We start from the raw sequence: 21,648 nt of genomic DNA on the forward strand, positions 1-21,648 counted from the left end.
CATGCCCGAGTTGCCCGAGGTCGAGGTCGTCCGGCGCGGCCTGGAACGGTGGGTCGCCCACCGGGTCGTCGCCGACGCCGAGGTGCTGCACCCGCGCGCCGTGCGCCGGCACGTGGCCGGCGCCGACGACTTCACGCACCGTCTCAAGGGTCACCGCGTCGGCGTGCCCAGCCGCCGCGGCAAGTACCTGTGGCTGCCCCTGGAGGACACCCGCCAGTCGGTGCTGGCGCACCTCGGCATGAGCGGACAGCTGCTGGTCCAGCCGCGGGAGGCGCCGGACGAGAAGCACCTCAGGGTCCGGGTCAGGTTCGCCGACGACCTCGATACCGAGCTCCGCTTCGTCGACCAGCGCACCTTCGGCGGGCTGTCGCTGCACGACACCACCGACGACGGCCTGCCCGACGTCATCGCGCACATCGCCCGCGACCCCCTGGACCCGCTGTTCGACGACGAGGCCTTCCACCGGGCCCTGCGCCGCAAGCGGACGACGATCAAACGGGCCCTGCTCGACCAGTCGCTGATCAGCGGGGTCGGCAACATCTACGCGGACGAGGCCCTGTGGCGCGCCCGCATCCACTTCGAACGCCCCACCGCGACCTTCACGCACCCGCGCACCGCAGAACTCCTCGGCCACATCCGGGACGTGATGAACGAGGCCCTGGCGGTCGGCGGCACCAGCTTCGACAGCCTCTACGTCAACGTCAACGGCGAGTCCGGCTACTTCGACCGCTCGCTCGACGCGTACGGCCGTGAGGGGCTGCCCTGCAGGCGCTGCGGTACGCCGATGCGCCGGCGCCCCTGGATGAACCGGTCCAGCTACTTCTGCCCGCGCTGTCAGCGGGCGCCGCGCGTCCCGTCGTAGCGGCGGCGGGCCTCGAGTACCTCGTCCATGCGGCCCTCCACGAAGTGGATGAGCCCCAGCAGGCGCTCGGCGACCTCGCCGCCGAGCGGGGTGAGTTCGTAGTCCACGCGGGGCGGGTTCGTCGGCTGGGCCTCGCGGTGCACCAGGCCGTCGCGCTCCAGCGCGTGCAGCGTCTGGGACAGCATCTTCTCGCTCACGCCGTCGACCCTGCGGCGCAGTTCGTTGAAGCGCAGGGAGCCGTCGTGCAGCGCGCCCAGGATGAGCGCGCCCCAACGGCCCGTGACGTGCTCCAGCGTGCCGCGCGACGGGCAGGCCCTGGCGAACACGTCGTAGGGGAGGTCCCGCGCCGGCGCGCGCTCCTCGGTGCTGTCCATGACGTCAGCGTACTCGGACGCAGCGCTGCCCCACGGGTTGCGCTGCACGGCGGTCAGCGCTCACCTTCCGTGACGGTGGCGTGCCCGCGGTCGCGCCGGGCCGCCCCGCCGGCCGGCCTGCGGCGAGCGGGTGCACACCGGTGACCCGGCGGACCGTGGACGGCCCGCCGGACCAGGCGACGCCGGTCCCCTCAGTAGCCGAAGTCCTGCGTCCACCAGGGGCCGCCGGACCCGAAGTGCACGCCGACGCCCAGCGTCTTGAAGTCGCAGTTCAGGATGTTCGCGCGGTGGCCGGGGCTGTTCATCCAGGCATCCATCACCGCGGCCGGGTCCGTCTGGCCGCGGGCGATGTTCTCGCCGCCGAGGTTGCCTATGCCGAGCTTCGCCGCCCGGTCCCACGGCGTCGCGCCGCTGGGGTCGGTGTGGTCGAAGAAGCCCTCCTCGGCCATGGCGTCGCTGAAGTCGCCGGCCAGCTCGCCCAGCGAGCTGTTGGCGGCCAGCGCGCTGCAGCCCACCTTGGCACGCTCGCCGTTGACCAGCCTGAGCACCTCGGCCTCGGCGGCCGTCGCCGCCGACACCGTCACCGCGGGGGCGGCGGTCTTCGCGGGCTTCGGGGTCTGCTTCTTCGAGGGCGTCGTCCTGGGCTTCCTGGTCCTGCCCGGCTCGGGCTCCGGCTTCGGCCGCTTCGTCGTCGGTGCCTCGCTGGGCGCGGCCGTCGACGTGGACGGCGCCGGGGACGAGGGCGAGGAGGTGTCGCCGGTGCCGCGGCTCGTCGAGGAGTCGGTGGCGCGGCTGTCCGCGCTGCCGGACGTGCCGCCCTGCTCGCTGGCCGAGTTGGTCGGCGAGCCCGCGGCCTGCACCTTGTCGCCGCTGCTGCTGCCGCCGAGTTTGTAGTTGTCGAGCCCCGGCACCGCGCCGGTGGTCACCGCGACGGTGCCCAGGGCGACCGCCGCCGAGACGCCGAGCAGACCGCTGCGCACCGGTGTCACGGCCCGCCTCCTGCGCCGGCGGTGGTTGCCGCCCCGCCGCGTGCCGCCGTCGGGCGTGAACCCGTGCTCCGGGAAGACCGTGGCGAAGTCGTCCTCGCTGGCGAAGAGGTACGCGGCGCTCCTGGCCGACGCCTCGGCGTACGCCTCGGTGTCCAGGAACGGCGCGGTGCCCATGCCGGGCGACCCGTCCGGGGCGGACGTCCGGAGCGGGTCGTCCGAGGCGGAGGTCCGGGGCGGGTCGTAGGTGTACGAGTACTGCGGGGGGTCGTAGCTGCCCGGGTAGGAGCCGCCCGTTTCTGTGACCCCCGTGGCGCGGCCCGTGGCGGCGCGGCCGGCGGCGGAGCGTCGGTGGCGTCCCATGTTCTGGCCTTCCTCGTCCTGGCGGTCAGCCCGGCTCGCACGAGGCGTGCGGGTGACGCCGCTCACTCGAAGGAGTGAGTTTCATATGAGATTCATTGGGTCGGGACGGTACCGCATGCCGTGCGGGGAGGAAGTGCCCGAGGAGACATCGGCCCGCTAGGTTGCAGCCATGAGCGAGGATGTGCGACTGGTCGCCTGGGTGCGGGGACGCGTCCAGGGTGTGGGTTTTCGCTGGTTCACGCGGGCCAAGGCCCTCGAGATCGGCGGCCTGAGTGGTTTTGCTCTCAATTTGGGCGACGGACGGGTCCAGGTGGTCGCGGAGGGCCCGCGGGAGCACTGCGAGGGGCTGCTCGACTGGCTCCAGGGCGACGACACGCCCGGACGCGTGGACGGCGTCACCGAGATCTGGGACACACCCCGCGGGGGCTACGACGGCTTCGCCGTCCGGTGAGCCGGCCCGGCGCCGTCCGGGTGCCGGAGCCCGGTACATGCCGCCGGCACCTGCCCGAACCGGGACTGACCTGGTGGTTGCCAAGAACCGCTCGTCGTGGCAGGCTCCGCACCTGAGGATGATCTCCCCGCCCCCGGGGCCCCGCAGGGATCGCGGCGCCGCCCCTTCCGGCCGCGCGACCCAGAGTCGCCCGCCGATACGGGGCGTGATCGTGTTGACCGTCAAACTTTTTGGTGAGACGCTGAAAGTACCCCGCGCACCCTGGCTGTTTGGCATGGTTGAACGGCAGTGTGAGCTCAACAGTGTCAAGCACCGCGGGTGCGAATCCCTCACGACCCACACCGCATCGGTCGGTCACTCATTGTGGAGGACCATCCATCATGGCAAAGGCGCTTCTCGGTTACGTCGGCGGCTCCGACCCTCGACTCCTCGCCGAGATGCGACGGCTCCAGCAGCGCGTACAGGACCTGGAATCCGAGCTGGTACGGATCCAGGCCGAGAACGAGGCGCTGACGGCTGCCGCTTCTCACGACAGGATCATGGAGAGCATCGACGCACACCAGGCGGAGCCTGCGCTCACCTGATCACTGCAGCACACGATGACAGCGGTGGTTGGGGGTGCTCGTACCAACCACTGGGTTGTCAGATTTGCAAGGGACGCCTCGGCGTCCCTTCTTTCTTCTCCCCCCGCGCCTTCTAGTCCCCCGCGCATCCTTTCAGCGTCTTAACTTCTGGTGTGCCCTGCGCCATCGTGGGTGAAACCGCAAGTGCGCCGTCGTTCACGGTGGGAGACGGACCCCGGAAGGTAGAGTCCAGCGGCGTGCACCTCAAGGCCCTGACCCTCCGCGGCTTCAAGTCGTTCGCCTCGGCGACCACGCTCCGGTTCGAACCGGGGATCACGTGCGTCGTCGGCCCGAACGGCTCGGGCAAGTCCAACGTGGTGGACGCCCTCAGCTGGGTCATGGGCGAACAGGGCGCCAAGTCGCTGCGCGGCGGCAAGATGGAGGACGTCATCTTCGCCGGCACCACCGGCCGCCCCCCGCTCGGCCGGGCCGAGGTCTCCCTGACCATCGACAATTCCGACGGCGCCCTCCCGATCGAGTACACCGAGGTCACCATCACGCGGATCATGTTCCGCAACGGCGGCAGCGAGTACCAGATCAACGGCGACACCTGCCGGCTGCTCGACATCCAGGAACTGCTCTCCGACTCCGGCATCGGCCGGGAGATGCACGTCATCGTCGGCCAGGGACAGCTCGACTCCGTCCTGCACGCCGACCCCATGGGCCGCCGCGCCTTCATCGAGGAGGCGGCCGGCGTCCTCAAGCACCGCAAGCGCAAGGAGAAGGCGCTGCGCAAGCTGGACGCGATGCGGGCCAACCTCGCGCGCGTGCAGGACCTGACCGACGAGCTCAGGCGGCAGCTCAAGCCGCTGGGCCGGCAGGCGGCGGTCGCGCGGCGGGCGGCCGTCATCCAGGCCGACCTGCGCGACGCCCGGCTGCGCCTGCTCGCCGACGACCTGGTACGGCTGCGGGAGGCGCTGAAGGCCGAGATCGCCGACGAGGCCGCCCTCAGGGAACGCAAGGAGACCGCCGAGCGGGAACTGCGCGAGGCCCTGCGGAACGAGGCGCTCCTGGAGGACGAGGTACGCAAGCTCACACCGCGCCTGCACAGCGCCCAGCAGACCTGGTACGAGCTCTCCCAGCTCGCCGAGCGGGTGCGCGGCACGGTCTCGCTGGCCGACGCGCGCGTCAAGAGCGCCACCTCCGCGCCCCCCGAGGAGCGGCGCGGCCGCGACCCCGAGGACATGGAGCGCGAGGCCGCCCGCATCCGTGAGCAGGAGGCCGAACTCGAAGCGGCCCTGGAGGCCGCCGAACGTGCCCTGGAGGACACCGTCGCGCACCGCGCCGACCTGGAGCGGGACCTCGCCCTGGAGGAGCGCCGCCTGAAGGACGTGGCCCGCGCCATCGCCGACCGGCGCGAGGGACTCGCCCGGCTCAGCGGGCAGGTGGGCGCGGCCCGCTCGCGGGCCGCCGCCGCGCAGGCCGAGATCGACCGGCTGGCCGCCGCCCGCGACGAGGCGCAGGAGCGGGCCGCCGCGGCCCAGGAGGAGTACGAGGCCCTGCAGGCCGAGGTCGACGGCCTCGACGCCGGGGACGCCGAGCTCGCCGAACGGCACGAGGCGGCGAAACGGCGGCTGGCGGAGGCCGAGGCCGCCCTGACCGCCGCCCGGGAGGCCGCCACCATGGCGGAACGCCGGCGCGCGGCGACCCAGGCCCGCCACGAGGCGCTCGCCACCGGCCTGCGCCGCAAGGACGGCACGGGGGCGCTGCTCGGTGCGAAGGACCGCCTCACCGGGCTCCTCGGCCCGGCGGCCGAGCTGCTGACGATGACCCCCGGATACGAGGTCCCGCTGGCCGCCGCCCTCGGCGCCGCCGCGGACGCCGTCGCGGTGACCACGACGTCCGCGGCCGCCGACGCCATCCGCCTGCTGCGCAAGCAGGACGCGGGCCGGGCGACGCTGCTGCTGGCGGGCGACCCGGAGGAACAGCGGGACGCCGAGCCGGCGCACCTCCGCGCCGGCGCCGCGCCCTTCGCCGCCGACCTCGTCCGCGGCCCCGCCGACCTCATGCCGGCGGTACGCCGCCTGCTGCGCGGCATCGTCGTCGTCGGCACCCTGGAGGACGCCGAGGACCTGGTCCACGCACGCCCCGCTCTGACCGCGGTGACCGCCGAGGGCGACCTGCTGGGCGCGCACCTGGCGCACGGCGGGTCCGCGGGGGCGCCCAGCCTGCTGGAGGTGCAGGCGTCGGTGGACGAGGCCGCCGCCGAGCTGGCCGAACTCGTCGTGCGCTGCGAGGAACTGGCCGAGGCGCAGCACACGGCGGCCGAGCGGCGCCGGGATTGTGCCGCGCTCGTCGAGGAACTGGGCGAGCGCCGACGGGCCGCCGACCGGGAGAAGTCGGCCGTGGCCCAGCAGCTCGGCCGGCTCGCCGGGCAGGCCAGGGGAGCGGCCGGGGAGGCCGAGCGGTCCGTGGCCGCCGCCGCCCGCGCCCAGGAGGCCCTCGACAAGGCCCTGCGAGAGGTCGAGGAACTCGCCGAGCGCCTTGCCGTCGCCGAGGAGATGCCGGCCGAGGAGGAGCCCGACACGTCGGTACGCGACCGTCTCGCCGCCGACGGCGCCAACGCCCGGCAGACCGAGATGGAGGCCCGTCTCCAGGTCCGCACGCACGAGGAACGCGTCAAGGGGCTCGCCGGACGCGCCGACTCCCTGGACCGGGCCGCCCGTGCCGAGCGCGAGGCCCGCGCCCGTGCCGAACAGCGCCGTGCCCGGCTGCGGCACGAGGCGGCCGTCGCCGGGGCCGTCGGCCACGGCGCCCGCCAGGTCCTCGCGCACGTGGAGGTGTCCCTCGCCCGCGCCGAACAGGAGCGGGCCGCCGCCGAGGCCGCCAAGGCCCGGCGCGAGCAGGAACTCGCCGCCGCCCGCACCACCGGCCGGGACCTCAAGGCCGAACTCGACAAGCTGACGGACTCGGTCCACCGGGGCGAGGTGCTCGGCGCCGAGAAACGGCTGCGCATCGAACAGCTGGAGACCAGGGCGCTGGAGGAACTCGGCGTGGAACCGGCGGGCCTCGTGTCCGAGTACGGCCCGCACCAGCCGGTCCCGCCCTCGCTCCCGGCCGACGGCGAGCAGCTGCCCGAGGACCCGGAGCACCCGCGCAACCGGCCGAGGCCGTTCGTCAGGGCCGAGCAGGAGAAGCGGCTCAAGGCCGCCGAACGCGCCTACCAGCAGCTCGGCAAGGTCAACCCGCTCGCCCTGGAGGAGTTCGCGGCCCTGGAGGAACGCCACCAGTTCCTCAGCGAACAGCTCGAGGACCTCAAGAAGACCCGCGCCGACCTGTTGCAGGTGGTCAGGGAGGTCGACGAACGCGTCGAGCAGGTCTTCACCGAGGCCTACCGGGACACGGCCCGGGAGTTCGAGGGCGTCTTCGGTCGGCTGTTCCCGGGCGGCGAGGGGCGACTGGTCCTGACCGATCCGGACAACATGCTCACCACCGGCGTGGACGTCGAGGCGCGCCCGCCGGGCAAGAAGGTCAAGCGGCTGAGCCTGCTCTCCGGCGGCGAACGGTCGCTGACGGCCGTCGCGATGCTCGTGTCGATCTTCAAGGCCCGCCCGAGCCCCTTCTACGTCATGGACGAGGTCGAGGCCGCCCTCGACGACACCAACCTGCAGCGGCTGATCCGCATCATGCAGGAGTTGCAGGAGACCTCGCAGCTGATCGTGATCACCCATCAGAAGCGCACCATGGAGGTCGCCGACGCGCTGTACGGCGTGTCCATGCAGGGCGACGGGGTGTCGAAGGTCATCAGCCAGCGGCTCCGCTGAGCGGGAGCACCCGGTCAGCAAGTTCACATCACGAACACATGACGCTCCAGATCCGTCGTCCATGCCACCTTCTGTGCGCTGCTTGACTTCGAAACCTGAAGGAACATCCTCGGCGGCGTGGTTTTTGTCTTCATGTCTCAGTGGCGTGTCACGGGTGCGCGACGGGGCATTCGTAAGGGGCCGACCCCCCACCCGGCGACCCGCCGGTGGCCCGAGGAGTGGAACGTGACCAGCACGACGCGGACGCAGCAGCCAAGAGCCGGGACGGCTCACCCCGATCATCTCGGGCACGTCGTATTCATCGCTGCGGCGGCCGCGATGGGCGGTTTCCTCTTCGGCTACGACAGCTCCGTGATCAACGGTGCCGTCGAGGCCGTCCGGGACCGCTACGACGTCGGCTCCGCGGCCCTGGCCCAGGTCATCGCCGTCGCCCTGATCGGCTGCGCCGTCGGCGCCGCGACCGCCGGCCGCATGGCCGACCGGATCGGCCGCATCCGCTGCATGCAGATCGCCGCCGTGCTGTTCACCGTCAGCGCCGTCGGCTCGGCGCTGCCGTTCGCCCTGTGGGACCTCGCCCTCTGGCGCGTCGTCGGCGGCTTCGCCATCGGCATGGCCTCCGTGATCGGCCCCGCCTACATCGCCGAGGTCGCCCCGCCCGCCTACCGCGGCCGGCTCGGCTCCTTCCAGCAGGCCGCGATCGTCGTCGGCATCGCCGTCTCCCAGCTGGTCAACTGGGGCCTGCTGAACGCCGCCGGCGGTGACCAGCGCGGCAGCCTGATGGGCCTGGAGGCCTGGCAGGTCATGCTCGGCGTCATGGTCGTCCCCGCCGCCCTCTACGGCCTGCTCTCCTTCGCCATCCCGGAGTCCCCGCGCTTCCTGGTCTCCGTCGGCAAGTACGACCGCGCCCGCGGGATCCTGACGGAGGTCGAGGGCGAGGACGTCGACCTCGACGCCCGTATCGCCGAGATCGAACTCGCCATGAGGAGGGAGGACAGGTCCACCTTCCGGGACCTGCTCGGCGGCTCCTTCTTCTTCAAGCCGATCGTCTGGATCGGCATCGGCCTGTCGGTCTTCCAGCAGTTCGTCGGCATCAACGTCGCGTTCTACTACTCCTCGACGCTCTGGCAGTCGGTCGGCGTCGACCCCACGGACTCGTTCTTCTACTCGTTCACGACGTCGATCATCAACATCGTCGGCACCGTCATCGCCATGATCTTCGTGGACCGCGTCGGCCGTAAGCCGCTGGCCCTGATCGGTTCCGTCGGCATGGCGGTCGGCCTCGGGCTGGAGGCCTGGGCCTTCTCCTACGACCTGGTCGACGGCAAGCTCCCGGCCGCCCAGGGCTGGACCGCCCTGATCGCCGCGCACGTCTTCGTCCTCTTCTTCGCCCTGTCCTGGGGGGTGGTCGTCTGGGTCTTCCTCGGCGAGATGTTCCCGAACAAGATCCGCGCCGCCGCCCTGGGCGTCGCCGCCTCCGCGCAGTGGCTCGCCAACTGGGCCGTCACCGCGAGCTTCCCGTCGCTGGCCGACTGGAACCTGTCCGCGACCTACATGATCTACACGGCCTTCGCCGCGCTCTCCGTCCCCTTCGTCCTCGAGTTCGTCAAGGAGACCAAGGGCAAGGCGCTGGAGGAGATGGGCTGATCCGGCCCCGCGCGAGCCCCCGGACCCGGGGAGAAGGGCCCAGTCCCCGCCGCCCCTCTCCTCGCCCCTCCTCGCCCCGTGGGCGCACCGCCCCGGCTCACGCACCGAGCCGGGGCAGTACGTCCTCGCAGAACAGCCGCAGGCCGCGCCACCCCTCGTCCACCGGCATCCCGCCCGCCAGCGGGTGCAGGACGAGGCTGTCCAGGCCCTGCGCCACGCACTCGTCCGGCGTGAGGACCCGGTACACGCCCTCGGCGCGCAGCCGGTCCACGGTCGTGGCCGCCGACCGCACCGCCGACCGGATGGAGCCGGACTGCCAGGAGGCGTAGGTCCGGGCCTCGTGCAGGAAGTGCTCGCCGTACGCCGCCCAGACCCGGTCGGGATCCTCCGCCACGTGCAGCAGCGGGGTCTCGGCCGCCGGCATCATGGTCCAGCCCTCGGTGCCGTACTCGGCCAGCCGCTCCTTGTAGTACGCCTCCAGCTCCGGCAGGTGCGCGCTCGGGAAGAACGGCAGGCCGAGCCGCGCGGCACGGCGGGCGGCGGCCTTCGAGGAGCCGCCGACCAGCAGCAGCGGGTGCGGCGCGGAGCAGGGGCGCGGGGTGACCCGCACCCTACGGCCCCGGTAGCTGAACTCCTCGCCGGTCCAGGCCTTCAGCAGGGTCTCCAGCAGTTCGTCCTGGAGCCTGCCGCGACGCTCCCAGTCGACGCCGAACTGCGCGTACTCCTCGGGCGGGTACCCGATCCCGGCGACCGTCACCAGCCGTCCGCCGCTCAGCAGGTCCAGCACCGCGATCTCCTCGGCCAGGCGCAGCGGGTCGTACAGCGGGCCGATGGCGGCCGACACCGTGACCGCGATCCGCCGGGTCGCCCCGAAGACCGCGCCCGCGAAGGCGAACGGCGACGGCAGCCAGTTGTCGGCGACGCCGTGGTGCTCCTCGGTCTGCACGGTGTCGACCCCGCGGGCGTCGGCGTACGCGGCCATCTCCAGGGCGGCCCGGTAACGGGCGGCGAGGGAGGCCGGGCCGGCGCCGGGTTCGACGAGGTTGAAGCGTACGACCGTGACGGGCATGGCGGTCCCCTCGGCCGGGGCGGACGGGTGTCGGTGCCGGGACCTTAACTGACGTACCGTCAGGTTGCCAGGGTCGCGGCACGCCTCCGTTCGGCCGCCGGGCGACGGTCCGCCGGGGGAGGGGTCGCGCATACTGGAGCCGTTATGGAATTCGTCATCCTTGCTGTAGTCATCGCCGTGGTCGTGTTCGGCGTGCTCGGCGGGCTCATCGTCGGCAGCCGGCGCAAGAAGTCGCTGCCTCCGCCGCCGCCCGCCGCGCCCGACATCACCGCCCCACCGGCCGAGCCGCACGTCGGCGAAGAGGCCGAGACGCCGCGCGAGGAACCTCGCCGGACCATAGAGGAGGTGGATCTTCCGGGCGGCCCGGCTCCGGTCGTCGTCGAGGAACCGATCGCCGCCGCCGAGGCGCCCGCGATCGAGATCCCGGAGCCCACCGCCGGGCGCCTGATCCGCCTGCGCGCCCGCCTCTCCCGCTCCCAGAACGCCCTCGGCAAGGGGCTGCTCACGCTGCTGTCGCGCGAGCACCTCGACGAGGAGACCTGGGAGGAGATCGAGGACACGCTGCTCACCGCCGACGTCGGCGTGGCCCCCACCCAGGAGCTGGTGGACGGCCTGCGCGGGCGCGTGAAGGTCCTCGGCACCCGCACCCCCGAGGAGCTGCGCGGCCTGCTGCGCGCGGAGCTGCTCAAGCTGGTCGGCACCGACCTCGACCGCACGGTCAGGACCGAGCCCGCGACCAGCAAGCCCGGCATCGTGATGGTCGTCGGCGTCAACGGCACCGGCAAGACCACCACCACCGGCAAGCTCGCCCGCGTCCTGGTGGCGGACGGCCGCAGCGTGGTGCTGGGCGCCGCCGACACCTTCCGCGCCGCCGCCGCCGACCAGCTGCAGACCTGGGGCGAGCGCGTCGGCGCCTACACCGTGCGCGGGCCGGAGGGCGGCGACCCCGCCTCCGTCGCCTTCGACGCGGTGAAGGAGGGCAAGGAGATGGGTGCCGACGTCGTGCTCATCGACACCGCCGGGCGGCTGCACACCAAGACCGGCCTCATGGACGAGCTCGGCAAGGTCAAGCGGGTGGTCGAGAAGCACGCGCCGCTGGACGAGGTGCTGCTCGTGCTGGACGCCACGACCGGGCAGAACGGTCTGGTGCAGGCCCGCGTGTTCGCCGAGGTCGTCGACATCACCGGCATCGTGCTCACCAAGCTCGACGGCACGGCCAAGGGCGGCATCGTGGTCGCGGTGCAGCGCGAGCTGGGCGTGCCGGTGAAGCTGGTCGGCCTGGGCGAGGGCGCGGACGACCTGGCGCCGTTCGAGCCGGAGGCGTTCGTGGATGCGCTCATCGGCGACTGAGCAGGAAGCACGCGCGAAGAAGCGCCCGCCCCCCGAGGTGCAGTCGGGGAGCGGGCGCTTCGCTGTGCGGGCCTGCCGGGGCCCCGGTCGCGGGCCCTACGCGCGTGACCGGTGGGCGACGTACGCCAGCGTCCCCAGCAGCAGGCGGGCCGGCGGTGGTTTCGAGGCCGCGTCCAGGGCGGGGGAGCGCAGCCAGCGGACCGGGCCCAGGCCCGCCCGGTCGGAGGGCGGGGCGGTGATGTACGCACCGGGGCCGAAGCCGCGCAGGTCGAGGGAGGCCGGGTCGTCCCAGCCCATGCGGTACAGCAGCCCGGGCAGCTCGGCGGCGCCGCCCGGCGCGACGAAGAAGTGGGCGCGGCCCTCGGGGGTCGCGGTGACCGGGCCGACGGGCAGGCCCATGCGCTCCAGCCGGACCAGGGCGTGGCGCGCGGCCGGCTCGGCCACCTCGATCACGTCGAACGCGCGGCCCACCGGCAGCATCACCGCGGCGCCGGGGAACTCCGCCCACGCCCTGGTCGCCTCGTCGAGCGTGGCGCCGGCCGGGACCGGAGGCGCGAACTCCAGCGGGTGGGCGCCCGGTGCGCGGCAGTCCGGCAGGCCGCACGAGCACGAGCCCGCCGCCGTCCGCGCGCCCGGCACCACGTCCCAGCCCCACAGTCCCGTGAACTCGGCGACGGCGGTGCACTCCGAGGAGCGGCCGCGCCGACGCACGCCGGAGCGGATCTCCCGGATCCCGCCGATCGTGAAGTCCATGCCCCCTCCAACGGTCCCGGCGCGCCGACGGTTACGGCACGGAAGCGGAACGTGACTCTCTGTTTCGGACTCCCCGGCTTCGCGCGATCCATGCGGCGCGTTGACGCGCCGTCGGTGGTGATCCCGGCGGTGCGCGCCCCCGAGTGCAACGCTCCGCCCGCGTTCGGTTGTCCTGTGTCAAGTGAATCGTGCGGAGGCTGCTGTGGATTCATTCGAAGGGGTGGCGAATGGTGGCGTTTCCGTGTTCGCCATGGCTGGACGGGTGATCGTAGGATTACGGTGAGTGCGCGAGTCCCTGGGGCACATGCGCTCATGGGTATGCCGGAGGCAAGGCGGCTCCCCGTTCGACGGGTGAGGACGGCCGGACGGGCGACCGTATCCACCGGCATTCTGGTAGGGCTTGGCGCACTCGGCGGCAAGTGGTCTCAGGAATGGGGGCGTTCCAGTGAGCGGCAACGGAGGAAGCGGGACGGCCGCGGCCGGCGCGGAGAAGCGCCCCAACGAGCTGCTCGTGTCGTGGTTCGTCCGCAGCGGCTGGTCGAAGGGCGAGCTCGCCCGTCAGGTCAACCGCAGGGCTCGGCAGCTGGGGGCCAACCACATCTCCACGGACACCTCGCGGGTGCGTCGCTGGCTGGACGGTGAGAACCCCCGCGAGCCCATCCCCAGGATCCTGTCCGAGCTGTTCTCCGAACGCTTCGGCCTCGTGGTCTCCGTCGAGGACCTCGGTCTGCGCGCCACCCGCCAGTCGGCGTCCGTGACCGGCGTCGACCTGCCCTGGACGGGACCGCAGACAGTGGCCCTGATCAGCGAGTTCTCGCGCAGCGACCTGATGCTGGCGCGGCGCGGCTTCCTCGGGAGCTCGCTGGCCCTGTCCGCGGGCCCCGCGCTCATCGAGCCCATGCAGCGCTGGCTCGTACCCACCCTCCAGGCCGCCCAGGCCTCCCGGATCCCGCAGCCCGAACCCGAGCCCACGCCCGCGAGCCGCCGCCCGGGCCGGCTGTCCGAACCGGAGCTGGACCTGCTGGAGTCCACCACGGTGATGTTCCGGCGGTGGGACGCCCAGTGCGGCGGCGGCCTGCGCCGCAAGGCGGTCGTCGGCCAGCTGCACGAGGTGACCGACCTGTTGCAGGAGGCTCATCCCGAGGCCACCACCCGCCGGTTGTTCAGGGTCGCCGCCGAGCTGGCCGAGCTGGCCGGATGGATGTCCTACGACGTCGGGCTCCAGCCCACCGCGCAGAAGTACTTCGTGCTCGCCCTGCACGCGGCCAAGGAGGCGGGCGACAAGCCGCTCGGCTCGTACATCCTCTCCAGCATGAGCCGCCAGATGATCCACGTCGGGCGGCCCGACGACGCCCTGGAACTGATCCACCTCGCACAGTACGGCAGCCGGGACTGCGCGAGCCCGCGCACCCAGTCGATGCTGTATGCGATGGAGGCCCGCGCGTACGCCAACATGGGCCAGCCGGGCAAGTGCAAGCGGGCGGTCCGGATGGCCGAGGAGACCTTCACCGAGGCCGGCGAGTGGGACGAGCCCGACCCGGACTGGATCCGCTTCTTCTCCGAGGCGGAGCTGTACGCCGAGAACAGCCACTCCTTCCGCGACCTCGCCTACGTCGCCGGCCGCAGCCCCGCGTACGCCTCCCTGGCCGAACCCCTGATGCGGCGGGCCGTCGAACTGTTCGCCGACGACCCCGAGCACCAGAGGTCGTACGCGCTGAACCTGGTCGGCCTGGCCACGGTGCACCTGCTGCGGCGCGAGCCCGAGCAGAGCACGCTCCTGGTCGAGCGGGCCCTGCGGACCGCCAGGAACGTCCGCTCCGAACGCGTCAACACCCGCATCCGCAAGACCGTCGACGCGGCCGTACGCGATTACGGTCACGTCGCCGAGGTCGTCGACCTCACCGAGAAGCTCGCGATCGCGCTGCCGGAGACCGCCGAGGCGGTCTGACCCCCCGACTCCGGCCGCGGCCGGCCCTCCCGAACCGCCCGACTCGGCTCCCCCCATGCCAGGTCATCGGAAGGCCGGCCGCGGCCGGATCCTTGCCTGCGCGGAAGGTTGCGCCACGATAACGATCGCGCGGCGGGACATCCGGGGGTTCATCGACGCGTAACACGCAAGGCGCCTTCGTCACTGCGGCGAAACAACGAGGGGCGTCCACGGAAACGGTGCTGCGCCAATCTCATGGCTCATAACCGGCCCACCCCTCACATCCGCTCAGGCTTCGCCCGCACGCGGCCGTACCAACGACGAGGAGACGCCGATGGCACCAGCCATCACGCTTGCCGCAGACAAGCTGTCTGCCGCCAACACGGGCTTCATGCTCATCTGTTCCGCCCTGGTGCTGATCATGACCCCGGGCCTCGCCTTCTTCTACGGAGGCATGGTCCGCGTCAAGAGCACCCTCAACATGCTGATGATGAGCTTCATCAGCATGGGCATCGTCACCATCCTGTGGGTGCTCTACGGCTTCTCCATGGCGTTCGGCACGGACCACGGCTCGCTCATCGGCTGGGAGTCCGACTTCGTCGGATGGACGGGCATCGACAAGGCCGACATCTGGTCCGGCTACACCATTCCGGTCTTCGTCTTCGCCGTCTTCCAGATGATGTTCGCGATCATCACCCCCGCGCTGATAAGCGGCGCCATCGCGGACCGCGTCAAGTTCACCGCCTGGTCGATCTTCCTCGTGCTGTGGGCGACGATCGTGTACTTCCCGGTCGCCCACTGGGTATGGGGCACCGGCGGCTGGGCCTTCGAACTCGGCGTGATCGACTTCGCCGGCGGTACGGCGGTCCACATCAACGCCGGTGCCGCGGCGCTCGGCGTGATCCTCGTCATCGGCAAGCGCGTCGGATTCAAGAAGGACCCGATGCGCCCGCACAGCCTCCCGCTGGTCATGCTCGGCGCCGGCCTGCTGTGGTTCGGCTGGTTCGGCTTCAACGCCGGCTCGTGGCTCGGCAACGACGACGGCGTCGGCCCGCTGATGTTCGTCAACACGCAGATCGCCACCGCCGCCGCCATGCTGGGCTGGCTGCTGTACGAGAAGATCCGCCACGGCGCGTTCACCACCCTGGGCGCCGCCTCCGGCGCGGTCGCCGGTCTGGTCGCCATCACCCCCTCCGGCGGCGCGGTCACCCCGGTCGGCGCGATCGCGGTCGGCGCCATCGCCGGTGTGCTGTGCGCCATGGCCGTCGGCCTGAAGTACAAGTTCGGCTACGACGACTCGCTGGACGTCGTCGGCGTCCACATGGTCGGCGGTATCGCCGGCTCCCTGCTGATCGGCTTCTTCGCCAGCGGCAAGGGCCAGTCCGACGTCAAGGGCCTCTTCTACGGCGGCGGCCTGGACCAGTTCTGGAAGCAGTGCGCCGGTGTCTTCGCCGTCCTCGCCTACTCCCTGGTCGCCTCCGCGATCCTCGCCTTCCTGCTCGACAGGACGATCGGCATGCGGGTCGGCGAGGACGAGGAGATCTCCGGCATCGACCAGGCCGAGCACGCCGAGACCGCATACGACTTCAGCGGCGCCGGCGGCGGTGCCGCCCGCACCGTCCCGGCCCCGGTCGCCGACACTGCGAGCAAGAAGGTGGACGCATGAAGCTCATCACCGCCGTCGTGAAGCCCCACCGGCTCGACGAGATCAAGGAAGCCCTGCAGGCCTTCGGGGTGCACGGACTCACGGTCACCGAGGCGAGCGGTTACGGTCGTCAGAGGGGGCACACCGAGGTCTACCGCGGTGCGGAGTACACGGTCGACCTGGTGCCCAAGATCCGCATCGAGGTCCTGGCCGAGGACGACGACGCCGAACAGCTGATCGACGTCATCGTGAAGGCGGCGCGGACCGGCAAGATCGGTGACGGCAAGGTCTGGTCCCTGCCGGTCGAGACGGCCGTCCGGGTCCGCACCGGCGAGCGCGGCCCGGACGCGCTCTGAACGGAAAGAAAGACGGGAGTCGCTGGGTGACGAGTACGGACGTGGACAAGCAGGCGGATGACTCGGGACCCAGCGGCTACGCGGCGGCCCGGCTGCGCCTCCTCACCGAGGGGGCGCGGTCCGGGCCGCCGCGCCGTACGGCCCTCTCCGAGCTGACGGACGACTGGCTGTCGGGCCTGTTCGGCGCGGCTGCCGACCGGCTGCGCGGGGTCTCCCTGGTGGCCGTCGGCGGTTACGGGCGCGGTGAGCTCTCGCCGCGCAGCGACCTCGACCTGCTCCTGCTGCACGACGGCGGCGACACCAAGGCCGTCGCCGCCCTCGCCGACCGCATCTGGTACCCGGTCTGGGACCTGGGCCTCGCCCTCGACCACTCCGTACGGACCCCCGCGGAGGCCCGCAGGACGGCCGGCGAGGACCTCAAGGTCCAGCTCGGCCTCCTGGACGCCCGCCACATCGCCGGCGACCTCGGCCTGACCACCGGTCTGCGCACGGCCGTCCTCGCCGACTGGCGCAACCAGGCGCCGGGGCGCCTGCCGGAACTGCGGGAACTGTGCGCCGAACGGGCCGAGCGCCAGGGCGAGCTGCAGTACCTGCTCGAACCCGACCTCAAGGAGGCCCGCGGCGGCCTCCGCGACGCCACCGCGCTGCGCGCCGTCGCCGCCTCGTGGCTGGCCGACGCCCCGCGCGAGGGCCTCGACGACGCCCGGCGCCGCCTCCTCGACGTCCGCGACGCCCTCCACCTGGCCACCGGCCGCGCCACCGACCGGCTCGCGCTGCAGGAGCAGGACCAGGTCGCCGCCGAGCTCGGCCTGCTGGACGCCGACACGCTGCTGCGGCAGGTCTACGAGGCGGCGCGCGTCATCTCGTACGCCAGCGACGTCACCTGGCGCGAGGTGGGGCGCGTGCTCAGGTCGCGCGCCGTGCGACCGCGCCTGCGCAAACTGGCGAGGGAGCGAAGCGACTTCCTCAGAAGAGCGGTGGTGGGCGACGGGAGGGCCCTCGGCGGTAAACCGGCCGCCGAGCGCTCCCCGCTGGCGGAGGGCGTGGTGGAGCAGGACGGCGAGGTGGTGCTCGCCCGCGCCGCCCGCCCCGAACGCGACCCGGTGCTGCCGCTGCGCGCCGCGGCCGCCGCCGCGCAGGCCGGACTCCCGCTCTCCCTGCACGCCGTACGGCGCCTCGCCGCCACCGCGCGCCCCCTGCCCACGCCCTGGCCCGCCGAGGCACGCGAGCAACTGGTCACCCTGCTGGGCTCCGGACAGCCCACCGTCCCGGTCTGGGAGGCGCTGGAGGCCGAGGGCCTGATCACCCGCCTGCTGCCCGACTGGGAGCGGGTGCGCTGCCGCCCCCAGCGCAACGCCGTGCACGTCTGGACCGTCGACCGGCACCTGATCGAGACCGCGGTGCGCGCCTCCGAGTTCACCCGCCGCGTCGGCCGCCCCGACCTCCTCCTGGTCGCCGCGCTGCTGCACGACATCGGCAAGGGCTGGCCCGGCGACCACTCGGTGGCCGGCGAGATCATCGCCAAGGACGTCGCCGCCCGCATCGGCTTCGACCACGCCGACGTCACCGTCCTCTCCACCCTCGTACGCCACCACCTGCTGCTGGTCGAGACCGCCACCCGGCGCGACCTGGACGACCCGGCCACCGTCCGCTCGGTCGCCGAGGCGGTCGGCACCCAGAGCACGCTGGAGCTGCTGCACGCCCTGACCGAGGCGGACGCGCTGGCCACCGGCCCGGCAGCCTGGTCGTCCTGGCGCGGCTCCCTCGTCGCCGACCTTGTCCGGCGGGTCTCCGCCGTCCTCGCCGGGGACCTCCTCGACGAGCCCGCGGCCGCCGCGCCCACCGCCGAGCAGGAACGTCTCGCCATCGAGGCGATCGCGACCGGCGGCCCGGTGCTGTCGCTGCGCGCCCAGACCGAGCCGCCGGCGCAGGATGACGAGCCGGCCGTGCCGGGCGAGCCGGAGCCGCTCGGCGTCGAACTGCTCATCGCCGTCCCCGACCAGCCGGGCGTGCTGCCCGCCGTGGCCGGCGTGCTGGCGCTGCACCGGCTCACCGTCCGCACCGCCGAGCTGCGGGCGCTGGAGCTGCCGGAGGGTGTCGAGGGCTCCGTGCTGCTGCTGGACTGGCGGGTCGCCGCCGAGTACGGCTCGCTGCCCCAGGCCGCCCGGCTGCGCGCCGACCTGGTCCGCGCGCTCGACGGCTCCCTGGACACCGCGGGCCGCCTCGCCGAGCGGGACGCCGCCTACCCGCGCCGCCGGGGCGTCCTGGCACCGCCGCCCCGGGTGACCGTGGCGCCGGCCGCGTCCCGGCTCGCCACGGTGATCGAGGTCCGGGCCCAGGACGCCCCGGGGCTGCTGTTCCGGATCGGGCGGGCACTGGAGGACGCGGCCGTACGCGTGCGCAGCGCGCACGCGAGCACGCTCGGCGCCAACGCCGTCGACGCCTTCTACGTGACGACGCCCACTGGCTCGCCGCTGCCGAGGCAGGAGGCGGAGGCGGTGGCGCGGAAACTGGAGGAGATGCTGCGGGGGTGACTTCCCGCCCATGCGCTCGTTGACGGCCGGCGGCGGTGCGGCCCCCCGCCGTGGCCGAGACGATCCGGGGGCGGAGAGCCGTTCGGAGACCGTCTCCGACCGCTCCCCGCCGCCGCGGGGACGCGCCCCCGTCCACTGTGGTAGAGCGGGCGGGGGCGATTTGCCTGCCGGGCCGGATACCCTGGAGGGCAGCCCAGCTCCGCCCCCGACCCCCGAGGACCGACGCCGCCGTGTTCGACACTCTCTCCGACCGCCTGTCAGCGACTTTCAAGGGCCTGCGCGGCAAAGGACGGCTCTCCGAGGCGGACATCGACGCCACGGCACGCGAGATCCGCATCGCACTCCTCGAAGCCGACGTGGCGCTGCCGGTCGTCCGCACGTTCATCAAGAACGTCAAGGAACGGGCGCTCGGCGCCGAGGTCTCCAAGGCGCTCAACCCCGCGCAGCAGGTCCTCAAGATCGTCAATGACGAGCTGGTCCGCGTGCTCGGCGGCGAGACCCGGCGCCTGCGCTTCGCCAAGCAGCCGCCGACGGTGATCATGCTGGCCGGTCTGCAGGGTGCCGGTAAGACCACCCTCGCGGGCAAGCTCGGCCGGTGGCTGAAGGAGCAGGGCCACTCGCCGCTGCTGGTCGCCTGCGACCTCCAGCGCCCCAACGCCGTCAACCAGCTCAGCGTGGTCGCCGAGCGCGCCGGCGTCGCCGTCTACGCGCCGGAGCCGGGCAACGGCGTGGGCGACCCGGTCAAGGTCGCCGCCGACTCCATCGACTACGCCAAGTCCAAGGTCCACGACATCGTGATCGTGGACACCGCCGGCCGCCTGGGCATCGACCAGGAGATGATGCAGCAGGCCGCGGACATCCGCGACGCCGTCCGCCCCGACGAGATCCTGTTCGTCGTCGACGCGATGATCGGTCAGGACGCGGTCAACACCGCCGAGGCCTTCCGCGACGGCGTCGGCTTCGACGGCGTGGTGCTCTCCAAGCTCGACGGCGACGCCCGTGGCGGTGCCGCCCTGTCGATCCGCGAGATCACCGGCAAGCCCATCATGTTCGCGTCGAACGGCGAGAAGCTCGACGACTTCGACGCCTTCCACCCGGACCGGATGGCCTCCCGCATCCTCGACATGGGTGACCTGCTCACCCTGATCGAGCAGGCGGAGAAGACCTTCAGCCAGGAAGAGGCCGCCAAGATGGCCTCCAAGCTGGCGTCCAAGAAGGGCCAGGACTTCACCCTCGACGACTTCCTGGCCCAGATGGAGCAGGTCAGGAAGATGGGCTCGATCTCCAAGCTGCTCGGCATGCTGCCGGGCATGGGCCAGATCAAGGACCAGATCAACAACCTCGACGAGCGGGACGTCGACCGCACGGCAGCGATCATCAAGTCGATGACCCCGGCCGAGCGCCAGGACCCCACGATCATCAACGGCTCGCGCCGCGCCCGCATCGCCAAGGGCTCCGGCGTCGAGGTGAGCGCGGTCAAGAACCTCGTCGAGCGGTTCTTCGAGGCCCGCAAGATGATGTCCCGCATGGCCCAGGGCGGCGGCATGCCGGGCATGCCGGGGATGCCGGGGATGGGCGGTGGCCCGGGCCGCGGCAGGAAGCAGCCGAAGAAGACCAAGGGCAAGCAGCGCTCCGGCAACCCGATGAAGCGCAAGCAGCAGGAGCAGGAGGAGGCCGCTCGCCGTGCCGCCGCCGCGCAGGGCGGCGGCGCCTTCGGCCTGCCGGGCCAGCAGGCCGGCCAGGAGTTCGAGCTGCCGGACGAGTTCAAGAAGTTCATGGGCTGACCGCCCGCCGCACGCATGACCGGGGGCGCCTCCCGTACTGGGAGGCGCCCCCGGTCATGCGTATCCGTGGCCTCTTGCGCGCTTCTCGTCCTCCCGGGCTTCCCCGGGCCTCTTTCACCGCGCCTTTTCGGCCGATCTGCCGGACCGGGTGGTCACGGGACGCGGGCGATCAGATACCGGAACACGTTCGGCATCCACACCGTGCCGTCGCCGCGCAGATGCGGGTGCAGCGCCTCGGTCAGCTCCTTGTCCACCCGCGCCTGGTCGGTGGCGCTGATCGCCGCGTCGAACAGGCCGGTGGACAACAGGCCCCTCAGGGCGCTGCCCACGTCGGCGTACCCGAACGGGCAGGGCACCCGTCCGGAGCCGTCCGGCCGCAGCCCGGCCCGCTCGGCGACCTCCTCCAGGTCGTCCCGGCGGCCGGCGCGCCGGCCGCCCGCGCCGCGCAGCGGTTCCGTCAGCTCGGCGGCCACCCGCAGCACGGACGACGTGGCGCACCGCTCCGGCGGACCCCAGCCGGCCAGCACCACCGCGGCCCCGCGCTCGGCGAGCGGGGCCGCCGCCCGCAGCGTCTCGCCCAGCTCCTCGGAGTCGCCCGCGCGGCACCCGATCGGCGCGAAGGCGGTCACCAGGTTGTACGCGGGCGTCTCCGCGTCGGCCGCGTCCTCGGGTGAGCCTTCGACGATGCGGGTACCCGCCGGCGTGCGGGTTTCCCGGCCCTCCGGCAGCAGCCGCCGGCGTGCGAGGGCCAGCAGCCCGGGAGTGGAGTCGACACCGGTGACGGCCGTGGCGCCTCTCGACACGGCCAGCAGCAGGGCCAGCCCGGAGCCGCAGCGAAGCCCCAGCAGCCGCGTGCCGGTGCCCACTCCGAGTCGCTCGTAGACGGCCTCGTAGAGCGGTACCAGCATCCGCTCCTGGATCTCGGACCAGTCACGCGCGCGTGCACACGGGTCCACGCGGGGCGCCGCGCCCGCGTGGGGTAGGTGCTGCCGCACGAGCGTAGGTGTCATCAAAAGTGCCCCAATCCGCCGAGTCCTGCAGCCGATCCCGTTTCCGTGGCCCCCCCCGTGACATGCGCTCGCGTTCCCCCGTATGCCAGGTAACTCCGCACCCGCGGCCGCGTCCAGGGGTCGCGGGGCCCGGCTTGCGCCCTGTGCGTGCCG

16 protein-coding genes are annotated in these 21,648 nt (G+C 72.7%); 11 read left to right on the top strand and 5 right to left on the bottom strand.

Going from position 1 to position 21,648, the window contains the following annotated elements:
* The first annotated feature begins 1 nt into the window (after position 1).
* Positions 2-862, top strand: coding sequence for a bifunctional DNA-formamidopyrimidine glycosylase/DNA-(apurinic or apyrimidinic site) lyase (gene mutM / locus VKA29_RS28480; RefSeq protein ID WP_324788858.1), 861 nt, complete (start codon positions 2-4; stop codon positions 860-862).
* Here mutM and VKA29_RS28485 read toward each other — a convergent pair.
* Both VKA29_RS28485 and VKA29_RS28490 read right to left on the bottom strand, forming a co-directional pair.
* Positions 835-1,236 (bottom strand): helix-turn-helix domain-containing protein, encoded by a 402-nt coding sequence (locus VKA29_RS28485; protein ID WP_324788859.1) that lies wholly within the window; start codon positions 1,234-1,236, stop codon positions 835-837. The two genes, mutM and VKA29_RS28485, sit on opposite strands and share 28 nt — an antisense overlap.
* Before the next feature lie 191 nt (positions 1,237-1,427).
* Positions 1,428-2,585 (bottom strand): CAP domain-containing protein, encoded by a 1,158-nt coding sequence (locus VKA29_RS28490; protein WP_324788860.1) that lies wholly within the window; start codon positions 2,583-2,585, stop codon positions 1,428-1,430.
* A gap of 169 nt (positions 2,586-2,754) precedes the next feature.
* Between VKA29_RS28490 and VKA29_RS28495 the strand changes: the two genes are divergently transcribed.
* From VKA29_RS28495 to VKA29_RS28510, 4 genes are all read left to right on the top strand, one after another.
* Positions 2,755-3,036 (top strand): acylphosphatase, encoded by a 282-nt coding sequence (locus VKA29_RS28495; protein ID WP_324788861.1) that lies wholly within the window; start codon positions 2,755-2,757, stop codon positions 3,034-3,036.
* A 380-nt stretch (positions 3,037-3,416) separates the two neighbouring features.
* Complete coding sequence (locus tag VKA29_RS28500; protein WP_055623302.1) at positions 3,417-3,620, top strand: hypothetical protein; 204 nt, start codon at positions 3,417-3,419, stop codon at positions 3,618-3,620.
* 236 nt (positions 3,621-3,856) lie between these two features.
* Positions 3,857-7,423: a chromosome segregation protein SMC gene (gene smc / locus VKA29_RS28505; RefSeq protein WP_324788862.1), complete on the top strand. Its 3,567-nt coding sequence runs from the start codon at positions 3,857-3,859 to the stop codon at positions 7,421-7,423.
* A 225-nt stretch (positions 7,424-7,648) separates the two neighbouring features.
* Positions 7,649-9,067 carry a sugar porter family MFS transporter gene (locus VKA29_RS28510; protein WP_324788863.1) on the top strand — a complete coding sequence of 473 codons (1,419 nt, stop codon included), beginning with the start codon at positions 7,649-7,651 and terminating at the stop codon, positions 9,065-9,067.
* Positions 9,068-9,164: 97 nt separating this feature from the next.
* Here the strand turns inward: VKA29_RS28510 and VKA29_RS28515 are convergent, their stop codons facing one another.
* Positions 9,165-10,136: an LLM class flavin-dependent oxidoreductase gene (locus tag VKA29_RS28515; RefSeq protein WP_324788864.1), complete on the bottom strand. Its 972-nt coding sequence runs from the start codon at positions 10,134-10,136 to the stop codon at positions 9,165-9,167.
* 144 nt (positions 10,137-10,280) lie between these two features.
* Here VKA29_RS28515 and ftsY point away from each other — a divergent pair, with 144 nt between their 5' ends.
* Positions 10,281-11,486, top strand: a complete 1,206-nt coding sequence (gene ftsY / locus VKA29_RS28520) for a signal recognition particle-docking protein FtsY (RefSeq protein ID WP_324788865.1) — start codon at positions 10,281-10,283, stop codon at positions 11,484-11,486.
* A 96-nt stretch (positions 11,487-11,582) separates the two neighbouring features.
* Here the strand turns inward: ftsY and VKA29_RS28525 are convergent, their stop codons facing one another.
* A complete protein-coding gene (locus VKA29_RS28525) occupies positions 11,583-12,239 on the bottom strand; it encodes a bifunctional DNA primase/polymerase (protein ID WP_324788866.1) in 657 nt (218 codons plus the stop codon).
* 445 nt (positions 12,240-12,684) lie between these two features.
* Between VKA29_RS28525 and VKA29_RS28530 the strand changes: the two genes are divergently transcribed.
* The 5 genes from VKA29_RS28530 (at position 12,685) to ffh (ending at position 20,485) form a co-directional block, all read left to right on the top strand.
* Positions 12,685-14,187, top strand: coding sequence for a hypothetical protein (locus tag VKA29_RS28530; RefSeq protein ID WP_324788867.1), 1,503 nt, complete (start codon positions 12,685-12,687; stop codon positions 14,185-14,187).
* A gap of 313 nt (positions 14,188-14,500) precedes the next feature.
* Positions 14,501-15,832 carry an ammonium transporter gene (locus tag VKA29_RS28535; RefSeq protein ID WP_324788868.1) on the top strand — a complete coding sequence of 444 codons (1,332 nt, stop codon included), beginning with the start codon at positions 14,501-14,503 and terminating at the stop codon, positions 15,830-15,832.
* Entirely contained in the window at positions 15,829-16,167 is a 339-nt protein-coding gene (locus tag VKA29_RS28540) for a P-II family nitrogen regulator (protein ID WP_003997576.1), read from the top strand. The genes VKA29_RS28535 and VKA29_RS28540 overlap by 4 nt, the downstream gene beginning before the upstream one ends.
* Before the next feature lie 26 nt (positions 16,168-16,193).
* Positions 16,194-18,701 carry a [protein-PII] uridylyltransferase gene (locus VKA29_RS28545; protein ID WP_324788869.1) on the top strand — a complete coding sequence of 836 codons (2,508 nt, stop codon included), beginning with the start codon at positions 16,194-16,196 and terminating at the stop codon, positions 18,699-18,701.
* A gap of 230 nt (positions 18,702-18,931) precedes the next feature.
* Positions 18,932-20,485 (top strand): signal recognition particle protein, encoded by a 1,554-nt coding sequence (gene ffh, locus VKA29_RS28550; RefSeq protein ID WP_324788870.1) that lies wholly within the window; start codon positions 18,932-18,934, stop codon positions 20,483-20,485.
* 152 nt (positions 20,486-20,637) lie between these two features.
* Here the strand turns inward: ffh and VKA29_RS28555 are convergent, their stop codons facing one another.
* Positions 20,638-21,495, bottom strand: a complete 858-nt coding sequence (locus VKA29_RS28555; protein ID WP_324788871.1) for an SAM-dependent methyltransferase — start codon at positions 21,493-21,495, stop codon at positions 20,638-20,640.
* Positions 21,496-21,648 lie beyond the last annotated feature (153 nt).

Origin of the sequence: Streptomyces sp. H51, from assembly GCF_035656535.1 — a bacterium.
Taxonomy (GTDB): domain Bacteria; phylum Actinomycetota; class Actinomycetes; order Streptomycetales; family Streptomycetaceae; genus Streptomyces.